The organism is Hephaestia mangrovi (genome assembly GCF_019880555.1).
Taxonomy (GTDB): Bacteria; Pseudomonadota; Alphaproteobacteria; order Sphingomonadales; family Sphingomonadaceae; genus Sphingomonas; species Sphingomonas mangrovi.
Genome location: NZ_JAINVU010000001.1, coordinates 438,951 through 461,514, shown reverse-complemented (window position 1 = coordinate 461,514; position 22,564 = coordinate 438,951). Strand labels below are relative to the sequence as shown.

General features: G+C 66.6%; 23 protein-coding genes. 9 read left to right on the top strand and 14 right to left on the bottom strand.

The window, feature by feature from the left end; all coding sequences use genetic code 11:
• Positions 1–36: 36 nt before the first annotated feature.
• Both K7G81_RS02140 and K7G81_RS02135 read left to right on the top strand, forming a co-directional pair.
• A complete protein-coding gene (locus K7G81_RS02140) occupies positions 37–648 on the top strand; it encodes a fasciclin domain-containing protein (RefSeq protein WP_223029082.1) in 612 nt (203 codons plus the stop codon).
• Between the two features lie 107 nt (positions 649–755).
• Positions 756–1,466 carry a fasciclin domain-containing protein gene (locus K7G81_RS02135; protein WP_223029081.1) on the top strand — a complete coding sequence of 237 codons (711 nt, stop codon included), beginning with the start codon at positions 756–758 and terminating at the stop codon, positions 1,464–1,466.
• Here the strand turns inward: K7G81_RS02135 and K7G81_RS02130 are convergent.
• Genes K7G81_RS02130 through pgsA form a run of 3 tightly spaced genes read right to left on the bottom strand, consistent with a single transcriptional unit; the run spans position 1,442 to position 2,713 of the window.
• Positions 1,442–1,888 (bottom strand): molybdenum cofactor biosynthesis protein MoaE, encoded by a 447-nt coding sequence (locus tag K7G81_RS02130; protein ID WP_223029080.1) that lies wholly within the window; start codon positions 1,886–1,888, stop codon positions 1,442–1,444. The genes K7G81_RS02135 and K7G81_RS02130 overlap by 25 nt on opposite strands.
• On the bottom strand, positions 1,885–2,142 hold the full coding sequence (gene moaD, locus K7G81_RS02125) for a molybdopterin converting factor subunit 1 (RefSeq protein WP_223029079.1): 258 nt from the start codon (positions 2,140–2,142) through the stop codon (positions 1,885–1,887). Before moaD ends, K7G81_RS02130 begins: the two co-directional genes overlap by 4 nt.
• 4 nt (positions 2,143–2,146) lie before the next feature.
• Entirely contained in the window at positions 2,147–2,713 is a 567-nt protein-coding gene (gene pgsA, locus K7G81_RS02120) for a CDP-diacylglycerol--glycerol-3-phosphate 3-phosphatidyltransferase (protein WP_223029078.1), read from the bottom strand.
• Positions 2,714–2,837: 124 nt separating this feature from the next.
• Here pgsA and K7G81_RS02115 point away from each other — a divergent pair, with 124 nt between their 5' ends.
• The gene (locus K7G81_RS02115; protein WP_223029077.1) at positions 2,838–4,127 is read left to right on the top strand and encodes an MFS transporter; all 1,290 of its coding nucleotides are present in this window, start codon (positions 2,838–2,840) and stop codon (positions 4,125–4,127) included.
• A 55-nt stretch (positions 4,128–4,182) separates the two neighbouring features.
• Here K7G81_RS02115 and K7G81_RS02110 read toward each other — a convergent pair whose 3' ends face one another.
• From K7G81_RS02110 to K7G81_RS02085, 6 genes are all read right to left on the bottom strand, one after another.
• Positions 4,183–4,353: a hypothetical protein gene (locus tag K7G81_RS02110; protein ID WP_223029076.1), complete on the bottom strand. Its 171-nt coding sequence runs from the start codon at positions 4,351–4,353 to the stop codon at positions 4,183–4,185.
• A gap of 89 nt (positions 4,354–4,442) precedes the next feature.
• Entirely contained in the window at positions 4,443–5,168 is a 726-nt protein-coding gene (locus K7G81_RS02105; RefSeq protein ID WP_223029075.1) for a CPBP family intramembrane glutamic endopeptidase, read from the bottom strand.
• Positions 5,168–6,136: a class II fructose-bisphosphatase gene (gene glpX, locus K7G81_RS02100; RefSeq protein WP_223029074.1), complete on the bottom strand. Its 969-nt coding sequence runs from the start codon at positions 6,134–6,136 to the stop codon at positions 5,168–5,170. The genes K7G81_RS02105 and glpX overlap by 1 nt, the downstream gene beginning before the upstream one ends.
• A 65-nt stretch (positions 6,137–6,201) precedes the next feature.
• Positions 6,202–7,098, bottom strand: a complete 897-nt coding sequence (locus K7G81_RS02095) for a glutaminyl-peptide cyclotransferase (protein ID WP_369412008.1) — start codon at positions 7,096–7,098, stop codon at positions 6,202–6,204.
• An 8-nt stretch (positions 7,099–7,106) separates the two neighbouring features.
• On the bottom strand, positions 7,107–7,934 hold the full coding sequence (dapD, locus tag K7G81_RS02090) for a 2,3,4,5-tetrahydropyridine-2,6-dicarboxylate N-succinyltransferase (protein WP_223029073.1): 828 nt from the start codon (positions 7,932–7,934) through the stop codon (positions 7,107–7,109).
• Positions 7,931–8,596 (bottom strand): pyrimidine 5'-nucleotidase, encoded by a 666-nt coding sequence (locus K7G81_RS02085; RefSeq protein WP_223029072.1) that lies wholly within the window; start codon positions 8,594–8,596, stop codon positions 7,931–7,933. The genes dapD and K7G81_RS02085 overlap by 4 nt, the downstream gene beginning before the upstream one ends.
• Before the next feature lie 150 nt (positions 8,597–8,746).
• Here K7G81_RS02085 and K7G81_RS02080 point away from each other — a divergent pair, with 150 nt between their 5' ends.
• From K7G81_RS02080 to K7G81_RS02065, 4 genes are all read left to right on the top strand, one after another.
• Complete coding sequence (locus K7G81_RS02080) at positions 8,747–11,092, top strand: S8 family peptidase (protein WP_255586483.1); 2,346 nt, start codon at positions 8,747–8,749, stop codon at positions 11,090–11,092.
• A 95-nt stretch (positions 11,093–11,187) separates the two neighbouring features.
• Positions 11,188–12,183 (top strand): LLM class flavin-dependent oxidoreductase, encoded by a 996-nt coding sequence (locus K7G81_RS02075; RefSeq protein ID WP_223029070.1) that lies wholly within the window; start codon positions 11,188–11,190, stop codon positions 12,181–12,183.
• A gap of 41 nt (positions 12,184–12,224) precedes the next feature.
• Positions 12,225–12,410 (top strand): hypothetical protein, encoded by a 186-nt coding sequence (locus K7G81_RS02070; RefSeq protein WP_223029069.1) that lies wholly within the window; start codon positions 12,225–12,227, stop codon positions 12,408–12,410.
• A 66-nt stretch (positions 12,411–12,476) separates the two neighbouring features.
• Complete coding sequence (locus K7G81_RS02065; protein ID WP_223029068.1) at positions 12,477–14,513, top strand: radical SAM/SPASM domain-containing protein; 2,037 nt, start codon at positions 12,477–12,479, stop codon at positions 14,511–14,513.
• A gap of 36 nt (positions 14,514–14,549) precedes the next feature.
• Here K7G81_RS02065 and K7G81_RS02060 read toward each other — a convergent pair whose 3' ends face one another.
• The 3 genes from K7G81_RS02060 to K7G81_RS02050 form a co-directional block, all read right to left on the bottom strand.
• Positions 14,550–15,857 carry a sensor histidine kinase gene (locus tag K7G81_RS02060; protein WP_223029479.1) on the bottom strand — a complete coding sequence of 436 codons (1,308 nt, stop codon included), beginning with the start codon at positions 15,855–15,857 and terminating at the stop codon, positions 14,550–14,552.
• Positions 15,858–15,989: 132 nt separating this feature from the next.
• The gene (locus K7G81_RS02055) at positions 15,990–16,658 is read right to left on the bottom strand and encodes a response regulator transcription factor (RefSeq protein ID WP_223029067.1); all 669 of its coding nucleotides are present in this window, start codon (positions 16,656–16,658) and stop codon (positions 15,990–15,992) included.
• A 34-nt stretch (positions 16,659–16,692) separates the two neighbouring features.
• Positions 16,693–16,995, bottom strand: a complete 303-nt coding sequence (locus K7G81_RS02050) for a hypothetical protein (RefSeq protein ID WP_369412007.1) — start codon at positions 16,993–16,995, stop codon at positions 16,693–16,695.
• A gap of 212 nt (positions 16,996–17,207) precedes the next feature.
• Here K7G81_RS02050 and K7G81_RS02045 point away from each other — a divergent pair, with 212 nt between their 5' ends.
• A complete protein-coding gene (locus K7G81_RS02045; RefSeq protein ID WP_223029065.1) occupies positions 17,208–18,989 on the top strand; it encodes an ABC-F family ATP-binding cassette domain-containing protein in 1,782 nt (593 codons plus the stop codon).
• A 517-nt stretch (positions 18,990–19,506) separates the two neighbouring features.
• On the opposite strand, the gene K7G81_RS02040 is transcribed toward K7G81_RS02045, so the two are convergent.
• Both K7G81_RS02040 and K7G81_RS02035 read right to left on the bottom strand, forming a co-directional pair.
• Positions 19,507–19,974 (bottom strand): vgr related protein, encoded by a 468-nt coding sequence (locus K7G81_RS02040; protein ID WP_223029064.1) that lies wholly within the window; start codon positions 19,972–19,974, stop codon positions 19,507–19,509.
• Positions 19,971–20,411 (bottom strand): copper chaperone PCu(A)C, encoded by a 441-nt coding sequence (locus K7G81_RS02035; protein WP_223029063.1) that lies wholly within the window; start codon positions 20,409–20,411, stop codon positions 19,971–19,973. Before K7G81_RS02035 ends, K7G81_RS02040 begins: the two co-directional genes overlap by 4 nt.
• 167 nt (positions 20,412–20,578) lie before the next feature.
• Here K7G81_RS02035 and dnaK point away from each other — a divergent pair, with 167 nt between their 5' ends.
• Entirely contained in the window at positions 20,579–22,492 is a 1,914-nt protein-coding gene (gene dnaK / locus K7G81_RS02030; protein ID WP_223029062.1) for a molecular chaperone DnaK, read from the top strand.
• Positions 22,493–22,564: the final 72 nt, after the last annotated feature.

Genomic DNA, 22,564 nt, shown 5'->3' with positions numbered 1-22,564 from the left:
TCGTCCGTATTTCTTGCGATCGTCACGGAGCCGCCAATGCGTTCGACTGCCCTGATTCTGCCATTCGCCGCGGCATTTGCCCTCGCCGGCTGCTCTTCGTCCGGAGACCATGCCGAAACACCATCGGCCAAGCCCGCCGCCCGCCACGCCAAATCCGCGCCGGCACCGACCATCGGCGGCGCCGTAGTCGATCCTGCCGGCACAATCGCCGCCAATGTCGCCAAGGCGCCCAATCTCACCACTCTGGTCTCGCTGCTTCGCGCCGCCGGGGTCGATCAGACGCTCACCGGTCCGGGCCCCTACACCTTGTTCGCGCCGACCAACGATGCCTTCAGCCGCTTGCAGCCGGGCACGGTCGATACCTTGCTCAAGCCCGAGAACAAGGCGTCGCTGGTCAAGCTGCTCACCTATGTCGTCGTTCCCGGCCGCGTCACCATTGCGGGCCTCAAGCAGCAAGTCGCGGCCGGCGGCGGCAGCGCCAGGCTCGCGACCATCGAAGGCGATGCGCTCACCGTCACGCTGACCGGCGATATCGTGACGCTGACCGATACCAACGGCAACCACAGCTACGTCACGACCGGCGACGTGCCGCAAGCCAATGGGCTGGTCCAGGTGGTTAATGGCGTGCTCATCCCGGATCTCGCATAATGACGGACAACATGGCGATTGGCTGCCGGCGCGCACCGCACGACCCGATTTTTGACAAGCCCTCGCCGCCAAACCTATGGCCCCTTGCGAACCAACAGGAGAAGATCATGCGATTGACCAAGGCTGTTTCCATTTCCGCTCTCTCGGCGGCGGCACTGATCGCCGCGACGCCTGCTCTGGCCCAAACGGCCGGGCAGACCGGCACGCCCACGCCGGCACCGATTCCGGTCCAGCCGACGCCCGCCCCGACCACCACCGTCGCGCAGGCGCTGCAGACCTCGAGTGACCACACCACGCTGGTCAAGCTGGCGCAGGCCGCCGATCTCACCGCGACGCTTTCCGGCCCCGGCCCGGTCACCATTTTCGCGCCCGATGATGCCGCGTTCGGCCGACTCGGCCAGGCGACGGTCGATCAACTGCTCGATCCGGCAAACAAGTCGAGCGCCGCGCAGATCGTCAAATATCACATCGTTTCGGGCAGCTACACCGCGCAGGAACTGCTCAAGCAGCTCAAGGCCGGCGGCGGCACGATGACGCTCAACACGCTCGACGGCCAGCCGCTGACGCTCACGCTGCAGGGCGCCAGCGCGATCCAGCTGACCGACGTCAAGGGTGGCAAGGCGTTCATCGCCAAATTGTCCGACACTGAATCGAACGGCGTGATCGAATATATCAACGGCGTGTTGTCGCCGAACATGGTGGCGCAGCCTGCCGCGGCCGTTCCGGCCACCGGCGACACCACCGCCGCCCCGGCGACCGGCGACGAGGCGACGCCAGCCGACGACACCGGCGATCAGGACGACTCGTCGGGGTCGTGATCCCATCGCGCGGCGGCGGCCCGGTCGCCGCCGCGCTGCTCGACCCAGCGGGCCTCGCGCCCGCGGGTCTCGCGCTTCCAGAACGGCGCGTCCGTCTTCAGCCGGTCGATCATGAAGGCGCAGGCGTCGAGCGCCGCCTGGCGATGCGCGGCCGCCGCCGCGACGAACACGATCGCCTCGCCCGGCGCCATCGCGCCGATGCGGTGGACGATTATGGCATTCGCCAATTCCCACCGCTCCGTCGCCGTTGCCGCCACCGCTTCCAGCGCGCGCTCGGTCGCGCCGGGATAATGTTCCAGCATCAGCTCGGTCACACCGTCGTCGGCTCTAACCCGCCCGACGAACGTGGCAAGCGCGCCCGTCTCGGGCAGCGCGTCGAGCAGCGCCGCGACATCGATCGGCCGCTCGGTAACGCGGATCATCCGCCCGTCACCGGTGGAAAGATCGCCACCTCGCGCGCATCGCCCAATGGCGCTTCCAACGGCACGAACCGCTGGTCGACCGCCGCGCGCAACCGCGCGCGATCGGCAAACGCCTCTGCATGGCCCGCGCTGCGCCCGGCCAGCCACTCGATCAGCGCGGAGACCGTCGTCACCTCGCCCGGCGGATCGATCCGCTCGCTGCCGGTGCCGATCGCCTCGCGCACCCAGGCGAAATAGAGCATCTCGATCGCCACGCGCTCAATCCATGTGCCGCAAGCCGACGCGCAGATAATCCCAGCCGGTAATCAGCGTCAGCGCGGCGGCGCCCCACAGCGCGGCGATCCCGGCGAGGTGCAGCCACGGCCAATCGGGCAGCGCACCGGCGAGGATCAGCGCGCCGAGCGCGACGAGTTGCAGCGTCGTCTTCCACTTGGCCAGCCGCGATACCGGCACCGAAACCTGGATGCCGCCCAGGAACTCGCGCAGCCCCGATACCATGATCTCGCGCAACAGGATGATGAGCGCGGCGATCTGGTTGAACCCGCCGATCACCGGCGGCGCGCCGTCGCGCGTGCCGACCAGCAGCAGGATCACCGCCGCGACCATGATCTTGTCGGCGATCGGATCGAGGAAGATACCGAGCTTGGAGACCGTCCCCTGCGCGCGCGCCAGATAGCCGTCGAAATAATCGGTCACGCCCATCAGGCAGTAAAGCGCGAAGGCCAGCGCATAGCCGACGTGCCAGGCCGGCAGCCACAGCAGCCACGCCAGCAGCGGCACCGCAACGATCCGCGACAGCGTCAGCATGTTGGGTAAAGTCAGCATCGTCTCGCGATGTAGCGGTCCGTGGCGGACTGCGAAAGGCCGACCGTCGGCAATGATTTGCGCTTTGTCGCCGCGCTCGGCTATGCCCGGCCCCGGTTGAGGTGTCGAAGAGGCGTTTTCCCGCATGATTGGTGCGCTCGGTCTGCTCAAGGAGCGCCGATTCCTCCCGTTGTTCGTCACGCAATTCCTGGGCGCTTTCAACGACAACCTGTTCAAACAGGCGATGGTGTTGTTCGCCACCTATCGCGTGTTCAACGATGCCCGCGTCGAATCGACCTTCAACGCCTGCGCGATCGGCCTGTCGCTGATTCCGTTCTTCATCCTCTCGGCACTGTCGGGCCAGCTCGCCGATACCGTGGACAAGGCCAAGATCATCCGCTGGGTCAAGACCGCGGAGATCGGCATCATGCTGGTCGGTGGCGCCGGGCTGATGATCGCGCTGCGGGGCCACACCGCGATCGGCATCGGCCTGATGCTCGGCGCGGTGTTTCTGCTCGGGGTGCATTCGACCTTTTTCGGCCCGATCAAATACGCGATCCTGCCGCAGCATCTCGATTCCGCACATGTGCTGGGCGGCACCGGGCTGATCGAGGCGGGCACCTATCTCTCGATCCTGCTCGGCACGATCCTCGCCGGCGCGCTCTCGGTCGAGCAATCCTCGATCGCGGTGCTGGTCGTCGCGGCGATCGGCTGGGTCGCGGGCCGCATGGTGCCGCCGGCGCCGCGCATCGGGCCCAAACTGGAGATCAGCCACAATCCGTTCACATCGTCGTGGCGGCTGATCAACGCCACCATGCACATTCCGCGGCTGTTCCTGGCGATCTGCGCGATCAGCTTTTTCTGGACGATCGGCGCGGTGCTGATCACCCTGTTCCCGCCGCTGGTGAAAAACCTGCTGACCGCCGACGAGCGCGTGGCGAGCCTGGTGCTGGCGATCTTCTCGGTCGGCATCGCGATCGGCTCGGTCATCATCAACCGCCTGCTCAACGGCCGCATTTCGGCCAGGTTCGCGCCGGTATCAGTGATCGCGATGGGCGGCTTCGTCGTCGCCTTCTCGCTCCTGTCGCGGACCTGGAGCCCGGCGACCGGCGGCCATCTCTATTCGATCACCGAATTCGTCGAGATGCCGCAGGCGATCCCGATCATGCTGTCCCTGGCCGGCATCGCGATCACTGGCGGCATGTTCGTGGTGCCGCTCTATGCCTTCCTCACCACCACCGTCACCAAGGACCAGACGGCGCGGACGGTGGCAGCGAACAACGTCGTCAATTCGGGCGCGATGGTGATCGGCGCGGCGATGGTATCGGCGCTCGCGGCAATCGGCACCTCACCTCAGGACATGCTGTTCCTCGCCGCCGCGATGTGCCTGGTCGCCGCCTGGATCGCCCAAAAGCTCCACCTCGCCTGCGATTGAGCCTCGCGCTTTCGCGCTCGGGCCGGGGTCGATGCAGCGGCTGCGACCCCGCGTCCTAAATGAAGAAGGTATAGAAACAGACGAAAAACGCCGAGAAGCTCAGCACGAACAGCTTCCAGTCGTGATCCTGATCGGCTGCCCGCCTGGGCAGGCGCGGCGGCGGCAAACGGCGGCGCATGGGGTGGCCCGCGCCTTCGTTGGTGAGGACGAGTCGGCGTTTCATCATGAAGATGTTAACGCCGCGTTTACGATTGCGCTCCCGCAAAATCGTTACGGGTTCGGCAGCCCCTTGTTCCAGAACGAAACACGGGGGACTCAATCGGTGCGCCGCAGCATGCCCGCCAGCGCCGGCCGTACCACCATGCCGTTGAGATCCACCGCCGCATGCACCGCCATCGCCACCCACAAGACGCCGCTCTGCAGGTAGAGATAGGCGAACAGCACGCCCACCAGCCCGGTCGCGATCACCCCCAGCCAGCGCTGGTAACGATGCGCCAGCGCGAACAGGATCGCCGCCACGACGAAGCCCGCCGCCGCGCTGCCCGTCACTCCGGCGATCGCCAGCGGCAGCAGCAGCCGGAAATAGAGCTCCTCGGTGATCCCGGCCGAGATCGCCGACGCGGCGGCGAGCCAGCCTTCGCTGCGGTCGCGCGGCAGCAGCGTCGAGAAATCGCCGAGCATCGCCGGCGGCTTGCCCTTGCGGCGGCGCACCAGCGTCCAGCCCGCACCGATCAGCGACCCGGCGATCAGCCCGATCGCGATGCCTTCCCCCAGGATCGGCGCCGGATAGCCCGCCTGCTGCGCCAGCGGCAGGAAGGCAGCGGGCATCACCACAACCGCGTCCAGCTTCCCCAGCAGCGCCAGCCCGATCAACGCCGGTGCGGCGAACAGCAACCACGATTTGGCGATCCACACGCCATATCGCCGCCGCCACCCCGGCGGCTGGAAGGCCGTCAGCTCACTCAGCCGCCCGAAATCGCCTTTGAAGAAATAGGCATACGCCCCAAGCGCCAGCGCCAGGACGACGACGCTCGCCAGCATCACCCGATCCGGTGTTCGCCCTTCACCCAGCGCACGGTGCCCGAGCTTGCGCGCATCACCACGCTGTCTGTGGTCATCTTGCCGCGCAAACGCTTGACGCCTTCGAGCAGCGAGCCGTCGGTGACGCCGGTCGCCGCGAAGATGCAGTCACCCTGCGCCAGCTCCTTGAGATCATAAACCTTGTCGAGATCCTCGATCCCCCATTTGCGGGCCCGCGCGCGCTCGTCCTCGTTGCGGAAGAACAAGCGCCCCTGGAACTGCCCGCCGACGCAGCGCAGCGCCGCGGCCGCCAGCACGCCTTCGGGGGCCCCGCCCTGCCCCATGTAGATGTCGATCGTGGTGTCGGGATCGCTGGTCGCGATCACGCCCGCCACGTCGCCGTCGGGGATCAGCATGATGCCGCAGCCCAGCCCGCGCAGCTCGGCGATCAGCTTCTCGTGGCGCGGGCGATCGAGCACGCAGGCGATGATTTCCTTGGGCTTGACCCCCTTCGCCTTGGCCAGTGCCTTCACATTCTCGGTCGGCGACTTGGTCAGATCGATCGTGCCCTTGGGATAGCCCGGGCCGATCGCGATCTTGTCCATATAGACGTCGGGCGCGTTGAGCAGGCAGCCCTTCTCGGCGATCGCCAGCACTGCCAGCGCGTTCGGCCCCGCCTTGGCGGTGATCGTCGTGCCTTCCAGCGGATCGAGCGCGATGTCGATCGCCGGGCTGTCGCCGTTGCCGCGGCCCACCTTCTCGCCGATGTAGAGCATCGGCGCCTCGTCGCGCTCGCCCTCGCCAATCACCACCGTTCCGTTCATGTCGAGCCCGTTCAGCGCCTCGCGCATCGCCTCGACGGCGGCGGCATCGGCGGCCTTTTCATCGCCGCGGCCGACCATCGCGGACGCCGCGATCGCCGCCGCTTCGGTGACGCGCACCATTTCGAGAACGAGGACGCGATCGAGAATATGGCTGGCCTTGGGCATGAAACGGCTCTCCTTCCGGCGCGGCGATAAGCGGTGCCTGTGACGATGTCGAGACTATGCGACCGCTATCGCGCCGCGGCGGCCGGGCGCGGCGGCAGCTTGATCTCGAATAGCGTCGGCCAGTCCTTGCCGGTGACGAACAGCCGCTTGCCGCGGGCATCCCAGGCGATGCCGTTGGGCACGTCGTCGACATTCTTCGGATCGATCTCGGCGGTGAGCGCGGAAAGATCGATCCAGCCGGTCACCTTGCCGGTCGCCGGATCGATCCGGGCGATCACGTTGGTCATCCACACATTGGCGAGGATTTCGCCATCGACCCATTCGAGCTCGTTGATATTGTCGAGCGGGCGGCCATCGGCGGTGACGGCGATCCGCCGCACTTCCTTCATCGTCGCGGGATCGAGCACGCGGATCTCGTCACTGCCGTCGCTCATCAGCAGGTGCGTGCCGTCGCTGGTCAACGCCCAGCCCTCGCCGGGATAGTGGAATTCGCCGATCTTGCGGAAATCCTTGAGATTCCAGCGCCATCCGGTCTGCTGCTTCCACGTCAGGCTGACGATCTCGCCCTTCCAGATCGCGATGCCCTCGCCGAACGTCGGCGGCGGAATCTCGATCTTCTGCACTACCTTGCCGGTGGCGAGATCGACCTTGCGGATCGACGAGCGCCCCGGCTCCCCGGTCGCCTCGTAAAGCGCGCCGTCATGCCACAGCAACCCTTCGGTAAACGCGCGGGGATCATGCGGAAACCGCGCGACCACCCTGGCCGGCTCGATCGGGATCGTCTGCGCCGCTACGGGCGCGACGAGAGCCGACAGCCAACCGGCAAGAAAGAGGCGCCACCACAGTTTTCCGTTCGCCCTCAGCTTGTCGCAGGGCGCCCCGGCGGGTGCCGAGACGCTTGCGTAAACACGTCCTTCGACAGGCTCGGGACGAGCAGGGTTGGTGTGGCTGGGCTCGGTCACGCTTCGCCTTAATCGCGCAGCAGCTCGTTGATGCCGGTCTTGGCGCGGGTCTGCGCGTCCACCGTCTTGACGATCACCGCGCAATAGAGCGCCGGCTTGCCGTCGCCACCCCCGATCGACCCCGGCACCACAACCGCATAGGGCGGCACCGCGCCGCGATGCACCTCGCCGGTCGCGCGATCGATGATCTTGGTCGAGGCGCCCAGATAGACGCCCATCGAGAGCACCGCGCCCTCGCCGACGCGCACGCCCTCGGCCACCTCCGCGCGCGCGCCGATGAACGCGCCGTCGCCGATGATCACGGGGTCGGCCTGCAGCGGCTCCAGCACGCCGCCGATCCCGGCGCCGCCCGAAAGGTGCACGTTCTTGCCGATCTGCGCGCAACTGCCCACCGTTGCCCAGGTATCGACCATGGTTCCTTCCCCGACATAAGCGCCGATATTGACGAAGCTCGGCATCAGCACTGCGCCCTTGCCGATGAACGCCCCCTTGCGCACGATCGAGCCGGGCACCGCGCGGAAGCCCGCCGAACGGAATTCAGCCTCGCCCCAGGCGGAGAATTTGGACGGCACCTTGTCCCACCAATTCGCCGTTCCCGGCCCGCCGGCGATCTCCGCCATATCGTTGAGGCGAAACGACAGCAGCACCGCCTTCTTGAGCCACTGGTTGACACGCCAGCCGCCCGCGCCATCGGGCTCGGCGACGCGTGCAGTGCCGGCGTCGAGCATCGCAAGCGCGCGATCGACCGCGACGCGAACGTCGCCCTTGGTTTCGGGGCTGACGCTCGCGCGGTCTTCCCAGGCGGCGTCGATGGTCTGTTGAAGCTGGTCGGTCATGCGGCCTCCAAGATGTCGTGCAACCAGCGCGTGAGGTCGCTGGTGCTGAAGTCGATGAAAGAACGATCGGGGTCGGCGCCCTGTTCGGAGCCGTTGTCGATCCACAAGGTGGTAATGCCGATCGCGTGCGCGGGTTTCAGGTTGCGCGCCATATCGTCGGCGAACAGGCTTTGCGCCGGGTCGATCCCGAACGCGTCGCACATTCCGGCATAGGCATCGGGATGCGGCTTGGGCACGTAGCCGCAGGCGTGGACGTCGTGGATGCCCGCGAAGCTCTCGCTCAGCCCCAGCCGTTCGAGCACGCGCCCGGCATAAGCGGCATCGGCATTGGTGAAGACGAACTTCTCCCCCGGCAGCCGCGCGATCGCGGCAGCGAGCGGGGCATTCTCCTCGATCACGTCCAGTTCCACGTCGTGGACCTTGCCGAGATAGTCGTGCGGATCGACGTCATGTTCGGCCATCAGCCCGGCAAGCGTGGTGCCGTGCTGATGAAAATAATGTTTCTGGATGCGCCGCGCCTCGTGCCGGTCGACCGCGAAACGATCGGCCACATAGGCGCCGATCCGGGCGTCGATCTGCTCGAACAGGCTCGCGCTCGCCGGATAGAGCGTGTTGTCGAGATCGAAAATCCAGTTGCGGACGGGGGCGAGGCGGGCAAGCATGGCGGCGCGGGCTTAGGCGCCGTCCGGCCCGGGGGCAAGGGAGGTCGGAAACCGAAGGTGACAAGATTGGGAAACCTTTCCGATCGATAATGCGGATCACATGGGGCCGGTAACAGGGGAGCGTTGGCCATGGGGGAATGTCGCGCACGCTTGACGCAGGGGGCGGCGCTGGCCGCGATGATGATGGTCGCGGCATGCGGCGGGGGTGGCGGCGTCAACAGCACGCCCGCGCCACCGCACCCGACGCCTTCTCCGACGCCGACGCCGACGCCGACGCCAACACCCACACCCACACCCACACCCACACCCACTCCTGTACCCACACCTACGCCCACACCCACGCCAACCCAGCCGCCCACCGATTACGATACGGCCGAATATCGCAACACCGCCGGCGCGGTGTCGATGAACGCGCTGGTCGCCTATCAGGCGGGTTCGACCGGCAAGGGCGTCAAGATCGGCGTCGTCGATAGCGGCATCAACAGCGCCAATACCGCGTTCACCGGCCGCATCGATCCGGCCTCGACCGATGTCGCCAGCAACCGCGGGATCAACGACGAGGACGGCCACGGCACCGCCGTCGCCTTCACCGCGGCGGGCGGGCGCAACGGCACCGGGGCCGAAGGTGTCGCCTTCGACGCCACCTTGCTGGTGATGCGTGCCGATTCGCCGGGCAGTTGCGCGCAGACCGGCACCGATGGCGAATCGGGTTGCCAATTCTACGATACCGCGATCGCCAAGGGCATCACCACCGCGGTCCAGAACGGCGCCCGGGTCATCAACCTGTCGCTCGGCGGCGACACGCCGGGCCAGAGCGTGCTCAACGCGATCGCCGCGGCAGCGAAAGCCGGCGTCGTCGTGGTGATCGCCGCGGGCAACGATTCGGCCGCTAATCCCGATGGCTTCGCCGATGTCTCGGCCCACGCCACCTCGTCCAATCACATGGTCATCATCGCCGGCTCGGTCGGCGCCGACGATCAGCTATCGTCGTTCAGCAACAAGGCCGGCGATGGCTCGGCTTATTATCTCGCCGCGGTCGGCGACAATGTGATCGCGCCGTGCCCTAGCGACGACACGGCCTGTCTGTGGAGCGGCACCTCGCTCGCCGCGCCGCAGATTTCGGGCGCGGTCGCGCTGCTCGCCCAGGCATTCCCGAACCTCACCGGCGCGCAGATCATCGACATCCTGTTCTCCAGCGCGCGCGATGTCGGCGCGGCCGGGGTGGACAACATATTCGGCCACGGCGTGCTCGATCTTACGCGCGCGTTCCAGCCGCAGGGCACGACGTCGGTCGCCGGCACGCAGGGCGCCGTCTCGCTGGCGTCGAACGCGGTGCTGTCCGCGCCGATGGGCGATGCCGCGCAAGGGCCGCTCGGCGCGGTGGTGCTCGACGGGTTCGATCGCGCTTATGCCGTCGATCTCGCACGCACGATCAGCAACGCCGGCCCGGTCCATACGTTGACCGGCGCGCTGGAAACCCGCGACCGCAGCTTCTCGGTCGATGCCGGGCGGATGTCGATCGCGGTGACGATCGCGCAAGGCCGGCCGGATGAGGCGCGGATCGATCGCCTGATGCTCACCCCGGGCCAGGCGATGCAGGCGCGCGCGATCGCCGGGGTAGTGACGACGCGGCTCAACGACGATGCGCAATTCGCCATTGGCTTCTCGCAAAGCGGCGCGACGCTGACGGCGCGGCTCGAGGGACGCAGCGATCCCGCCTTCCTCGTCGCGCGCGATCCCACCGAGGGCCAGGGCTTCCTCACCGACGCGGGCAGCTCGGCGGCGCTGCGCCAGCGGCTCGGCGCCTGGGGCCTGACCACCGCGATCGAGACCGGTGACGTGCTCGCGCCCGTCGCCGGCGGCTATGCCCAGCGCCACGGCTATCGCCGCTTCGGCTACAGTCGCGCGACGATCGCCGCCGATCGGCGGTTCGGGCCCCTCGGCGTGTCGCTGGCGGGAAGCTGGCTCGCCGAGCAGGATACCGTGCTCGGCGCGCGGTTCGGCGCCGGGCTCGGCGACAGCCGCGCGACGAGCTGGTTCGTCGATGCGCACGCGACGCTCGATCTCGGCGGCGGCTGGTCGCTCGCCGGCACCGCGCGTCAGGGCTGGACCTTCGCCGACGTGCGCTCGGGGCTCAGCGGCTCGGGCACGATCCTCACCAACGCCTATGCCGCGAGCCTCGGCAAGCAAGGCGTGTTCGGCGCGCAGGACAGCTTTGGCATCGGCGTCGCGCAGCCGCTGCGCGTCGCCTCGGGTGGGATCAATCTGCACATGCCGGTTTATTACGACTATGCCACGCGATCGGTGACGTCATGGTCCGACGAACGCCTCAACCTTGCGCCCACCGGCCGCGAGATCGACGTCGAGGCCCGCTACGGCTTTCCGCTTGCCGGCGGCACGCTGCAGACCAACCTGTTCTGGCGCCGCGACCCCGGCAATTTCGCCAGCCTGCCCAACGATCGCGGCGTGGCGCTGCGCTACGGCGTGGCGTTCTGAACGGGGTGCCGTGACGCCTTGATCTCCCCTCTCTTGTAGGGAGGGAAGGAATGGCCCCCTTCCCACCGGCGCCATCGCCACCCATGTTCGGCGTCATGACAGCCTATTCCCTGCTCGATCTCGTGCCCGTCGTCGAAGGCGGCACGGTCTCGCAAAGCCTTGCCAATGCCGCCGATCTGGCGCGGCATGTCGAGGCGCTGGGGTTCGAACGCTATTGGTGCGCGGAGCATCACGGCATGGCGGGCATCGCCAGCGCCGCGACCGCGGTGGTGATCGGCCATGTCGCCGCGGCGACGCGAACGATCCGCGTCGGCGCCGGCGGGATCATGCTGCCCAATCACGCGCCGCTGGTCATCGCCGAGCAGTTCGGCACGCTCGAGGCGCTGTTTCCCGGCCGCATCGATCTCGGGCTCGGCCGCGCGCCGGGATCAGACCAGCGCGTCGCGCGCGCCCTGCGCCGCACGCTCGACAGCGATCCCAACGCCTTCCCGCGCGATGTGATGGAGCTGCAGAGCTATTTTGCAGATGACGGCCAGACCGGCATCCGCGCGACGCCCGGCGCCGGCGCCCACGTGCCCTTGTGGATTCTCGGATCGAGCCTGTTCGGCGCGCAACTCGCCGCCGCGCTCGGCCTGCCCTATGCCTTCGCCTCGCATTTCGCGCCCGATGCGCTCGATCAGGCGCTCGCCATCTACCGCCGCGACTTCAAGCCGTCGGCGCAGCTCGACAAACCCTATGTGATGTGCGGCTTCAACGTCTTCGCCGCCGACAGCGATGCCGAAGCCGAGCTGCTCGCCAGTTCGCAGCAGCAGGCGTTCGTCGCCTTGCGGACCGGCAACCCGCGCCAGCTGCCGCCGCCGGTCGCCGACTATCGCGACACGCTGGGCGCGCAGGGCAATGCGATCCTCGATCATGTCCTGCAATGTTCGGCGGTCGGCAGCCGAGCGACGATCGAACGCCGCATCGCCGCCTTCGTCGAGCGCACCCGGGCCGACGAACTGATGATCGCCAGCGCGATCTACGATCACGACGCCCGCAAGCACAGCCTGACCATCACCGCCGAAGCGATGCGCGAAACCGTCGCCGCCTAGGGCCGATAGATTTTCAGAACGCGGCGTTTACCGCGACGCGATTGCTGACGTTGCGCAGCTGGGCGCTGGTCCATGACTTCGCGGTGCTGATGCTCGATGGAGAGATCCTCGCCGATCCCGCGTTGGTCGATCAGGTGATCGACGTCCGCGGCTCCACCACGTTCCACAGTTGGCGCGGGGATGAGTGGCGATCACCGCCAACGTCGGGCGCCGCCCGCCATGGTTAGCGATATGTTTACCAGCCCCGTTCATGACCATCGCTTCTTCTGGGCGCATTCTCCGGGGTTATCTACATGAACAGGGTTGCCAGTCTCTCTCCCGCCGTCGTCGTCGATCCCGTTGCCGCGGCCTTGGCGGTGCTCGAAGCGGCTGGCATCCAGGCTACCGAAAGTGCGCTGGCCATTCTTCGGGATCGCGGGGTTTCCCTTTGTGACGACGGCGCGCAGCCGGTGGTCGTCGAGTTGCTCTGCCATGTCCTCGAAGCGCTGGAGGCCGATCCGGCCGCGCTTGCCGTTCACCGCTTTTACGCGATGCTCGATCAGGCGTCGGCGGAAACTGCGCACAACCTCCTGCTGCTGGCGAATTTCCCGAACGGCGAAGGCGTTCTTGCCGAGCTTCCCGACGCGACGGTGCTGTGCCTAGCCGGGCTGATCAACGCGGCCGGCCGCGGCGCCGACGCCGATGCCCTGCTCGAAACTGCCAAGGCGGAGCGCCCGTCGCCGAGGTTCAAATCGGCGGTCCGGGCGACGCGGCTTCGCTTCCTGGGGTTGGCGCCCGGCATCGGCGCGCTGTGGACGGCGCCTTGCGGCTTCGGCGGCGCTATCGAAGACCTTCCTGCCATCATCGAGGCCAATCCGCTGGAAATCGTTGCCCATCGCGCGCTCGCCCGGCACCTCGCCGAGGCGGGACAATTCGACCGCTCGCTGGCGATCCTGGCGCGTGCGATCGCGCTGCCGGTGGCCGACGACGCCAGGCGGGGATTGGCCGCCGACCTTGCGGTGATGGCCGTCCATCTGTGCGGCGACGGCAAAAGCGCGTCGTTCGGCACCGAAAGTATGGTGTTTGCGCTCGCTGCCGCCCCGCGCGTCGCGGCCGAAGCCGCCGCGCTGCTCGCCGCGCCGCCCGGCAGCGCCGAGTGGCGGTCGATCGACGCCGACGTCCTGAAAGAGGTACGGGGCTATTTCGAACATTTCCGTGATACCCCGAGGCCCGCCTATCCGGCCGTCGGCGGCCGCCCCCATATCGATATCGTGTGGCTGGAGATCACCAATTTCTGCAATCAGAAATGCGGCTTCTGCCCGGATATGCACCGCGAGGACGCGCGGCAATGGCTGCCGCTGGAACAGGTCAAGCAGATCATCGACCAGCTCGCCACCACCGTCCACGTCGGTTCGATGCAGCTCAATGCTTATGGCGAACCGCTGCTGCACCCCAACATCGCAGAAATCCTGGCATACATTCGGAAAAAGGCGCTACCCTTCCCCACCTTCTTCACGACGCACGGTATGACGCTGGTCGAAAAGAAGCTGGCGCAGCTGTCGCACAATTATCCGACCGGCATCGCGGTCTCGCTGCACAATGACAGCCAGCAATCCTATGCCGCCACGCGCAGCGCCAAGATCGGGGATTATGACACGCTGGTCGATCGCGTCTCCGCCTTGCTGGCGCAGATGGCGCACGAGGGCGCGCCCGGCCATCTCCGACTCTATCAGATGGTTTCCAATGGCGCCGAGGACAAACGCGTCGATCCGCGCGTGCGCGGCGCCTTCCCCGATTCACCCGATCGTATGATGCGCCACGTCCGCAAGTGGGAGAATATCGCCGCGAAAATCGCCGCCGGCGCGCCGGCCGATCGCCGGGTCAAGGCGCTCACCAATCAGCCAGAAATGATCGAAGCATCGTTCTTCGGTGCCTCGCATGGTGACCAGGGGCATCTTCCGGTGCTGAAGTGGCGGGATGTCGACGGCAAGGATCAATTCGCTTTCATATCGCCTCGGCCGGTCGGAACATATGCCAATTTGCTGCTCGAGCATCATCCGGACTGGTCGGTCGGCCGCCGCATGATCAACGCCGACGGCAATCGCTGCGGCTTCGTCCAGAAACCGTCGCTCGCTATCTTCGCCACCGGCAAGCTCGGCATCTGCTGTCTCGATATGGACAGCACCGCGACGTTCGGTTCGTTATCCGATTTCGACGGAATCCGCGCGGCGGTGGAAAGCCCGCAGGCCCGGAAGATTTTCGCCGAACTGGCCAACGGCGTGGCGACCAGCAAGGGGTGCCAGATCTGCCTTGCCGGCAACGATCAGATCTGCGGCCCTCGGTATGGCTGAGGCATAACGCAAAACAGGGCGAGCCGTGGACGTTCCTCAGTTCGCCGCCGGCAAACGCAGCCGCACGAGCAGCCCGCCCAAGTCTTCGCTTTCCTCCAGCCCGACGGTGCCTTCGTAAATTTCCGCCACGTCGCGAACGATCGCGAGGCCGAGGCCAGTGCCCGGCTTGCCGCTGTCGAGCCGCGCGCCGCGATCGAACAGCCGGGAGCGATCGTCCTCGGCAATGCCGGCGCCGTCGTCCTCGACGAGGAACTCGACGAAGCCGGCTTGCCCGCGCACGGTAACGAACACGCTGCCGCCGCCATATTTCGCGGCATTCTCGATCAGATTGCCGAGCATCTCGTCGAGATCCTGCCGCTCGACATGGACTTGCAGATCGGTCGGCCCGTCCATGTCGAAGCGGACGTGTGGGTAGAGCCGCGAGACCGCGCGCTCGACCGATTCGAGGCTCGGCCACACGTCGGCGCGGCTGTGCGCATGGCCGCGCCGCCCCACCGCGCGGGCGCGCGCCAGATGGTGATCGACCTGCCGCCGCATCGTCCGCGCCTCGCGCACCACCGTCTCGGAAAGATCGGCCGAATCGGCGGTGGCGGCGTTCATGATGACGGTCAGCGGCGTCTTGAGCGCGTGCGCCAGGTTGCCGGCGTGGCGCCGTGCTTCCTCGGCCTGGCGCTCGTTATGCTCGATCAGCGCGTTCAATTCGTCGACCATCGGCGCGACCTCGATCGGCATCGCCTCGGTGATCCGCGAAGCGCGCCCGGCGCGCATCTTGGCGATCTCCAGCCGCACCTTGCGCAGCGGCCACAGGCCGTAAAGCGTCTGCAGCGCGGCCATCATCACCAGTCCGGCGCCGAGCAGCAGGAACGATCGCACCAGCGTCCGCCGCAGCACCGCGATCTGGGCATTGAGCCCGTCCCGGCTCTCGGCGACCTGAAAGCGCCACCACGTCTTCGATCCGGGCAGCTTCACGTCCTGCGCGATGATCCGCAGCTTCTCGGTCGGGAACTGGTCGCTGCTGAACGAGAAGGGCTCGATATGGCGCTGGGGATCGCCGAAATCGAGCGTGCGATCCCATAACGATCGCGACGTCAGATCCTCATGCCCCGCGCCGCTCACCTGCCAGTAAAGCCCCGAATAGGGCTCCAGGAACCGCTGATCGGCGGCGGTGCGGTTGAACATCACGTCGCCATAGGGATCGATCTCGGCGGACAGGATCTGCGCCCGTAGCACGGTTTCGAGCGACTGGTCGAAATAGCTGGTCAAGGCGCCGGTCAGCACGCGATCGAGCGCATAGCCGCCGCCCGCCAGCAGCACGCCGATCCACAGCGCCGCGACCAGGATCATGCGCTGGCTCAGCGAGCCGTCGGTGCGCTGCCTGATCTGCCGGCGCCCGAGCAGAAATCGCTGCCACAGCGACCGGCGCTGCGGCGCGTCCGCCTCGTCGGCAGTGGTGTTCATCCCGCCGCCGCCAGTCGATTACGCCTCATCCGGATCCTCGAGGCTGTAGCCGAGGCCGCGGATCGTGGTGATGACGTCCTGCCCCAGCTTCTTGCGGATGCGCGTCACGAACACCTCGATCGTATTCGAATCGCGATCGAAATCCTGGTCGTAGATATGCTCGATCAGCTCGGTGCGGCTGACCACCTTGCCCTTGTGGTGGAGCAGGTAGCTCAGCAGCTTGTATTCCTGCGCGGTGAGCTTCACCGGATTGCCGTCCTTGGTGACCTTGCCCGAGCGCGTGTCGAGCCGCACGTCGCCGGCGGTGAGCTCGCTCGAGGCATTGCCCGAGGCGCGGCGGATCAGCGCGCGCAGGCGGGCGATCAGTTCCTCGGTCTGGAACGGCTTGGCGACATAATCGTCGGCACCGGCATCGAGCCCGGCAACCTTGTCCGACCAGCTGTCGCGCGCGGTGAGCACCAGCACCGGCATCGTCTTGCCTTCCTTGCGCCAGCGATCGAGCACCGTCAGCCCGTCGATCTCGGGCAGGCCGAGATCGAGTACCACGGCATCATAAGCCTCGGTGGAGCCCAGGAAATGGCCGTCCTCGCCATCGGTGGCGAGATCGATCGCATAGCCTGCGCCCTCCAGCGTATTCTTCAACTGCTGGCCCAGATTGGGCTCATCCTCGACGATCAGAACGCGCATGTCTTTCCCCTGTCGGCGGCGGCGCGAAGCGGCCTTATTGATCGGTGCGGCCGATGACCCGGCCAGAGCGGCCGTCGACATCGACCCAGATAACCGTTCCATTGCGCAGGAACTTGAGCGTGTAAATGGCGCCGTCCGGATCGAAATCGAAACCGAGATATTGCGCGCCCTTCATCGTCGGCACGACGCGGCGCTCGATCTCGGGAACGGGCATGATGCGCCCGTCGCGGCGCGCCTGGCGCGCCATCTGCTGGTCGTCGCGGCGGTGCTGCGCCCCGGCGTGGCCCGCCGGCAGCAACACCGCGGACGCCAGGGCAATCGCAACGGTTGATCCCATCTTCATCGCGCCTCGCATATCGGCGCCCCGTTGAATAGCCTATGAATGCGTTGCCCATGAGAGAGCGGCACCGGCCCGCTCCCCCCCCCACCCGACCACCCAATGCGATTATCCTGTGGGACGTCGGGTGGGGGAGCGGGCTGGTGCCGTAACCCAACAAAAGACTCCGCCGCTTGCCCCGCCCGGCTGATACCCCTACCTCGCGCGGCATCATGGCAGCTCCCGTCCTCGCATATGAAAAACTCGGCTTGATCCAGGGATCGGGCTGGCTGTTCCGCAACATCGATCTCAACATCGGCGCGCGCGACCGGCTGGCGCTGATCGGCCGCAACGGCGCCGGCAAGACCACGCTGTTCAAGGCGATTGCCGATTTGATCGAGGTCGATGAAGGCCGCCGGATCATCCAGCCGGGCACCAGGGTGGTGCTGCTCGAACAGGAGCCGAAGCTCGCCGGTTTCGCGACGCTGATGGAGTATGCCCTGTCCGGCGACGATGCGCCGGCCGAGCATGAGGTCGCAGCGATCGCCGACCAGATCGGCATCGACATGGCCCGCGAGGCGGCAACCGCGTCGGGCGGCGAGCGCCGGCGCGCCGCGATCGCCCGCGCGCTGGCGCAGAACCCCGACGTGCTGCTGCTCGACGAACCGACCAACCATCTCGATCTCGGCGCGATCGAGTGGCTGGAGGACTGGCTCAACCGCTATACCGGCGCGTTCATCGTCATCAGCCACGATCGCACCTTCCTCACCCGGCTCACCCGTCAGACCTTGTGGCTCGATCGCGGCAGCCTGCGCCGCAGCGAGATCGGCTATGGCGGCTTCGAGGCATGGACCGAGGCGGTCTATGCCGAGGAAGCCCGCGCGGCGGAAAAGCTCGACGCCAAGCTCAAGCTCGAATTGCACTGGCTGCAACGCGGCGTCACCGCGCGGCGCAAGCGCAACCAGGGCCGGCTCGAGAAACTCCACCAGATGCGCGCGCAACGCGCCGCGATGCTCGGCCCGCAAGGCGCCGCCAAACTGGCGATCGAGAGCGACGACGTTCGCACCAAGAGCGTCATCACCGCCGATCACGTCACCAAACGCTACGGCGACCGCACGATCATCAAGGATTTCACCCTGCGCATCCAGCGCGGCGATCGCATCGGCATCGTCGGCGCGAACGGCGCCGGCAAGACGACGCTGCTCAAGCTGCTGACCGGCGATATCCAGCCCGACGAGGGCAGCGTCACGCTGGCCAGGACGCTGGATGGCGTCATCATCGATCAGCAGCGCAGCCTGCTATCGCCCGAAAAGCGCGTCCGCGACGTGCTCGCCGACGGCGGCGACTGGATCGAGGTGCGCGGCGCCAAGAAGCACATTCGCGGCTACCTCAAGGAATTCCTGTTCGAGGAAAGCCTTACCGATGCCCTGATCGGTACGCTCTCGGGCGGCGAGCGCTCGCGCCTGCTGCTGGCGCGCGAGTTCGCCCGGCAATCGAACCTGCTGGTGCTCGACGAGCCGACCAACGATCTCGACATGGAAACGCTCGACCTGTTGCAGGAAGTGATCGCCGATTATGACGGCACCGTGCTGATCGTCAGCCACGATCGCGACTTCCTCGATCGCACGGTGACGGTGACGCTCGGGCTCGACGGCTCCGGCAGCGTCGATATCGTCGCCGGTGGTTATGAAGATTGGCAGCGCAAGCGCAAGCCGAAGGCCGAGGCGAAGAAGGCCGCCGGCGCCCCGCCGCCGGCTCCCCCGCCGCCCCAGAAGCAGACCAAGCTGAGCTACAAGGACCAGCGCGATTACGACCTGCTGCCCAAGCGCATCGAGGAGCTCGACGCGGGCATTGCGCGCGACGAAGCGGCGCTCGCCGATCCCGACCTCTTCACCCGCGATCCGGCGCGGTTCGACGCGCTGATGAAAGGCATCGCCAAGGCGCGCGAGGAAAAGGAAGCCGCCGAGCTGCGCTGGCTGGAGCTCGCCGAACAGGTCGAAGCGCTGGCGAGCTGAGGCCATCTGCATCGTCATGCTGAACTTGTTTCAGCATCCATGGACCGACAGCCGCCACGCCCAATCGGTCAGCAATGCGCCATGGATGTCAGCTTCACTCGTCACCCCGGACCTGTTCCGGGGTCCACAGCGCCTCATATCCTCAAGCCATTGATTTTGCGGCACGGTGAATGCCGGAACAAGTCCGGCATGACGATGCAAGGCAACCACCGCGATCTGAATATCCGCACGCCCTGGTGTGGTGGAAACGACCTTCGCTGTATCAAGATCGAACCGTCACCCTGAACTCGTTTCAGGGTCCATGGACCGACAGCAGCCACACCCGATCGGTCAGCGATGCGCCATGGATGCTGAAACAAGTTCAGCATGACGGGGCTTCCGCGCAGGACTGCGATCTCCATCAGATCAGGGTGAGGCGTTGCGAGAACCGGCGCGCAGCGTACTTTCAGTACGTGAGCACCTTAAAGCGCAGTAAGCCGCGCTTTGCAGCCCGCCATGGGCTGAATATCCGCACACCCTAAAACGGCAACAGCGCGCGATAGGCGGCCAGCGGCGGCTTGTCCGGCAGGCGGAAACCGCGCTCGAGCAGGAAGGCATGGCGCACGATCTCGGCTTGCTGTTCGAGGCCGTAGCGTTCGAACGGCCGGCCGGGCTGCCAGTGATAGGCATAGCGGCAGAACGGATGGCGCATCAGCGGCAGGTACAGCGTCCCGCGCGTTTGCGCCTGCCAGACGTGGGTCATCTCATGGATGAACAATCCCTGGTCGCCGAGATCGCCCACGGCGAAATCGTCGCGATAATACGGCCCTTGCGGATGGAAATGCACATGCCCGCATGGCGCCATCACCGTCCGTCGCGGCTGGAAGAACGCCCATTTGCCGCGCACGATGCGCACCCGCTCATAATCGATCGCCGCGCCGAATATCGTGCCGGCCAGCGCGGCCTCACCCGGCGTCAGCGGGCGAGACGGATGCCGCCTGCTCAATCCTCGGGCGCCGGATCGGTCGCCGCCACCGCCTTGGCGGCGTAATCGATCGTCTTGCCGTCGGCGAAGGCGAAGTGCAGCTGCACGTTGCCCCCCGGCGCGATCCCCTGTTTCAGCCCGAACAGCATGACGTGCTTGCCGCCGGGGGCGAAGCGCACCTTGCCGCCCGCGGGCGCCACCACCTGCGTCAACGGCATCATCGTCGAAACGCCGTTCGCTTCCATGCTCTGGTGCATCTGCGCCGATTGCGCATCGGGGGACGAGACGCCGATCATGATTGCGCCCGCCTTGCCGCCGTGCAGCGTGAAATAGGCCGCGGCCGGCCGCCCGGCGACAACCGGCAGCCGCACCCAGCCGTGATCGACTGTCACCTCCTTGGGCCCGCCGCACGATGCGAGCGCAAGCGCCGCCAGGGGATACAAAAACGCGGTCTTCACGATAGAATCTCCCGAATTGGGAACCTTTGCGGCCGTCCTACGCACGCGATAATCTTGCGGCAAGCATCAGCCCCCCTATATCGCTCGGCGGAAAGGTGCACAAAGCGGCCCTATCGGGCGCTCGGTGCATCGACGTTATTATTGTTCGTGAGGGGCCAAACAGGACCATGGCAAAAGTAATCGGTATCGATCTCGGCACGACTAACAGCTGCGTGGCAGTGATGGAGGGCGGCAAGCCCAAGGTGATCGAGAATACGGAAGGCGCACGTACCACGCCGTCGATCGTCGCCTTCGCCAAGGATGGCGAGCGGTTGATCGGCCAGCCCGCCAAGCGCCAGGCGGTAACCAATCCCGACAACACGGTGTTCGCGGTGAAGCGCCTGATCGGCCGTCGTTTCGACGATCCCGTGACCAAGAAGGACACCGAGCTGGTGCCCTATCACATCGTCAAGGGGCCGAACGGCGACGCCTGGGTGCAGGCGGGCGGCGAGGATTATTCGCCGTCGCAGATCTCCGCCTTCATCCTGCAGAAGATGAAGGAAACCGCCGAGGCCTATCTCGGCGAGACGGTCACCCAGGCGGTCATCACCGTGCCGGCCTATTTCAACGACGCCCAGCGTCAGGCGACCAAGGATGCCGGCAAGATTGCCGGCCTCGAGGTGCTGCGCATCATCAATGAGCCGACCGCGGCCGCGCTCGCTTACGGGCTCGAGAAGAACGAGAACAAGACGATCGCGGTCTATGACCTCGGCGGCGGCACGTTCGATATCTCGATCCTCGAAGTCGGCGACGGCGTGTTCGAGGTGAAGTCGACCAACGGCGACACCTTCCTCGGCGGCGAGGATTTCGACAACAAGATCGTCAATTACCTGGCGGACGGCTTCAAGAAGGATGAGGGCATCGACCTCACCAAGGACAAGCTGGCGCTGCAGCGGCTGAAGGAAGCTGCCGAGAAGGCCAAGATCGAGCTTTCGTCGGCGCAGACCACCGAGGTCAACCTGCCGTTCATCACCGCCGATCAGAACGGCCCGAAGCATCTGGTCAAGACGATCAGCCGCGCCGATCTCGAGAAGCTGGTCGATTCGCTGGTCGATCGCACGCTCGATCCCTGCAAGAAGGCGCTGGCCGATGCCGGGCTCAAGGCGGCTGACATCGACGAGGTCGTTCTCGTCGGCGGCCAGACCCGCATGCCCAAGGTGCGCGACGTCGTGAAGTCGTTCTTCGGCAAGGAGCCGCACACCGGCGTCAACCCGGACGAGGTCGTCGCGATCGGCGCCGCGATCCAGGCCGGCGTGCTGCAGGGCGACGTCAAGGACGTGCTGCTGCTCGACGTGACGCCGCTGTCGCTGGGCATCGAGACGCTGGGTGGCGTGTTTACCCGGATGATCGATCGCAACACGACGATCCCGACCAAGAAGTCGCAGACCTATTCGACCGCCGACGACAACCAGCAGGCGGTGACGATCCGCGTGTTCCAGGGCGAGCGTGAGATGGCGGCTGACAACAAGCTGCTCGGCCAGTTCGATCTGGTCGGCATTCCTCCGGCGCCACGCGGCGTGCCGCAGATCGAGGTCACGTTCGACATCGACGCCAACGGCATCGTCAACGTCAGCGCCAAGGACAAGGGCACCGGCAAGGAACAGCAGATCCGCATCCAGGCGTCGGGCGGTCTGTCGGACGCCGACATCGACAAGATGGTCAAGGACGCCGAGCAGTTCGCCGACGACGACAAGAAGCGTCGCGAGGCGGCGGAAGCCAAGAACAACGCCGAGAGCCTGATCCACACCACCGAGCGCCAGCTCCAGGAGAATGGCGACAAGGTCGATGCCGGCCTCAAGTCGGAAATCGAAGCGGCGATCGCCGAAGCCAAGACCGCGGTCGAGGGTGGCGATGCCGAGGCGATGAAGGAAAAAGCCAACGCGCTCGCCCAGGTCGCGATGAAGCTCGGCCAGGCGATCTACGAGAAGCAGCAGGCCGGTGAGGCCGGCGCTGCTGAAGGCGCCGCCGCGGGCTCGGAGGCCGGCGGAGAAGAAGAAGTCGTCGATGCCGAATTCTCGGAAGTGGACGACAACAAGGCGTAAGTAGAATGCGGACCCTCCGTCACCGCCGCGCCGGCCGCCGTCGATCGTCGACGGCGGTGCGCGGGGGTGACG

Bases quoted from the DNA above. Each gene is read 5' to 3' on its own strand.
- K7G81_RS02140 (WP_223029082.1), top strand. From the start codon at position 37: ATGCGTTCGACTGCCCTGATTCTGCCATTCGCCGCGGCATTTGCCCTC.
- K7G81_RS02135 (WP_223029081.1), top strand. From the start codon at position 756: ATGCGATTGACCAAGGCTGTTTCCATTTCCGCTCTCTCGGCGGCGGCA.
- K7G81_RS02130 (WP_223029080.1), bottom strand. From the start codon at position 1,888: ATGATCCGCGTTACCGAGCGGCCGATCGATGTCGCGGCGCTGCTCGAC.
- pgsA (WP_223029078.1), bottom strand. From the start codon at position 2,713: ATGCTGACTTTACCCAACATGCTGACGCTGTCGCGGATCGTTGCGGTG.
- K7G81_RS02115 (WP_223029077.1), top strand. From the start codon at position 2,838: ATGATTGGTGCGCTCGGTCTGCTCAAGGAGCGCCGATTCCTCCCGTTG.
- K7G81_RS02110 (WP_223029076.1), bottom strand. From the start codon at position 4,353: ATGATGAAACGCCGACTCGTCCTCACCAACGAAGGCGCGGGCCACCCC.
- K7G81_RS02105 (WP_223029075.1), bottom strand. From the start codon at position 5,168: ATGCTGGCGAGCGTCGTCGTCCTGGCGCTGGCGCTTGGGGCGTATGCC.
- glpX (WP_223029074.1), bottom strand. From the start codon at position 6,136: ATGCCCAAGGCCAGCCATATTCTCGATCGCGTCCTCGTTCTCGAAATG.
- dapD (WP_223029073.1), bottom strand. From the start codon at position 7,934: ATGACCGACCAGCTTCAACAGACCATCGACGCCGCCTGGGAAGACCGC.
- K7G81_RS02085 (WP_223029072.1), bottom strand. From the start codon at position 8,596: ATGCTTGCCCGCCTCGCCCCCGTCCGCAACTGGATTTTCGATCTCGAC.
- K7G81_RS02075 (WP_223029070.1), top strand. From the start codon at position 11,188: ATGACAGCCTATTCCCTGCTCGATCTCGTGCCCGTCGTCGAAGGCGGC.
- K7G81_RS02065 (WP_223029068.1), top strand. From the start codon at position 12,477: ATGAACAGGGTTGCCAGTCTCTCTCCCGCCGTCGTCGTCGATCCCGTT.
- K7G81_RS02060 (WP_223029479.1), bottom strand. From the start codon at position 15,857: ATGATCCTGGTCGCGGCGCTGTGGATCGGCGTGCTGCTGGCGGGCGGC.
- K7G81_RS02055 (WP_223029067.1), bottom strand. From the start codon at position 16,658: ATGCGCGTTCTGATCGTCGAGGATGAGCCCAATCTGGGCCAGCAGTTG.
- K7G81_RS02050 (WP_369412007.1), bottom strand. From the start codon at position 16,995: ATGGGATCAACCGTTGCGATTGCCCTGGCGTCCGCGGTGTTGCTGCCG.
- K7G81_RS02045 (WP_223029065.1), top strand. From the start codon at position 17,208: ATGGCAGCTCCCGTCCTCGCATATGAAAAACTCGGCTTGATCCAGGGA.
- dnaK (WP_223029062.1), top strand. From the start codon at position 20,579: ATGGCAAAAGTAATCGGTATCGATCTCGGCACGACTAACAGCTGCGTG.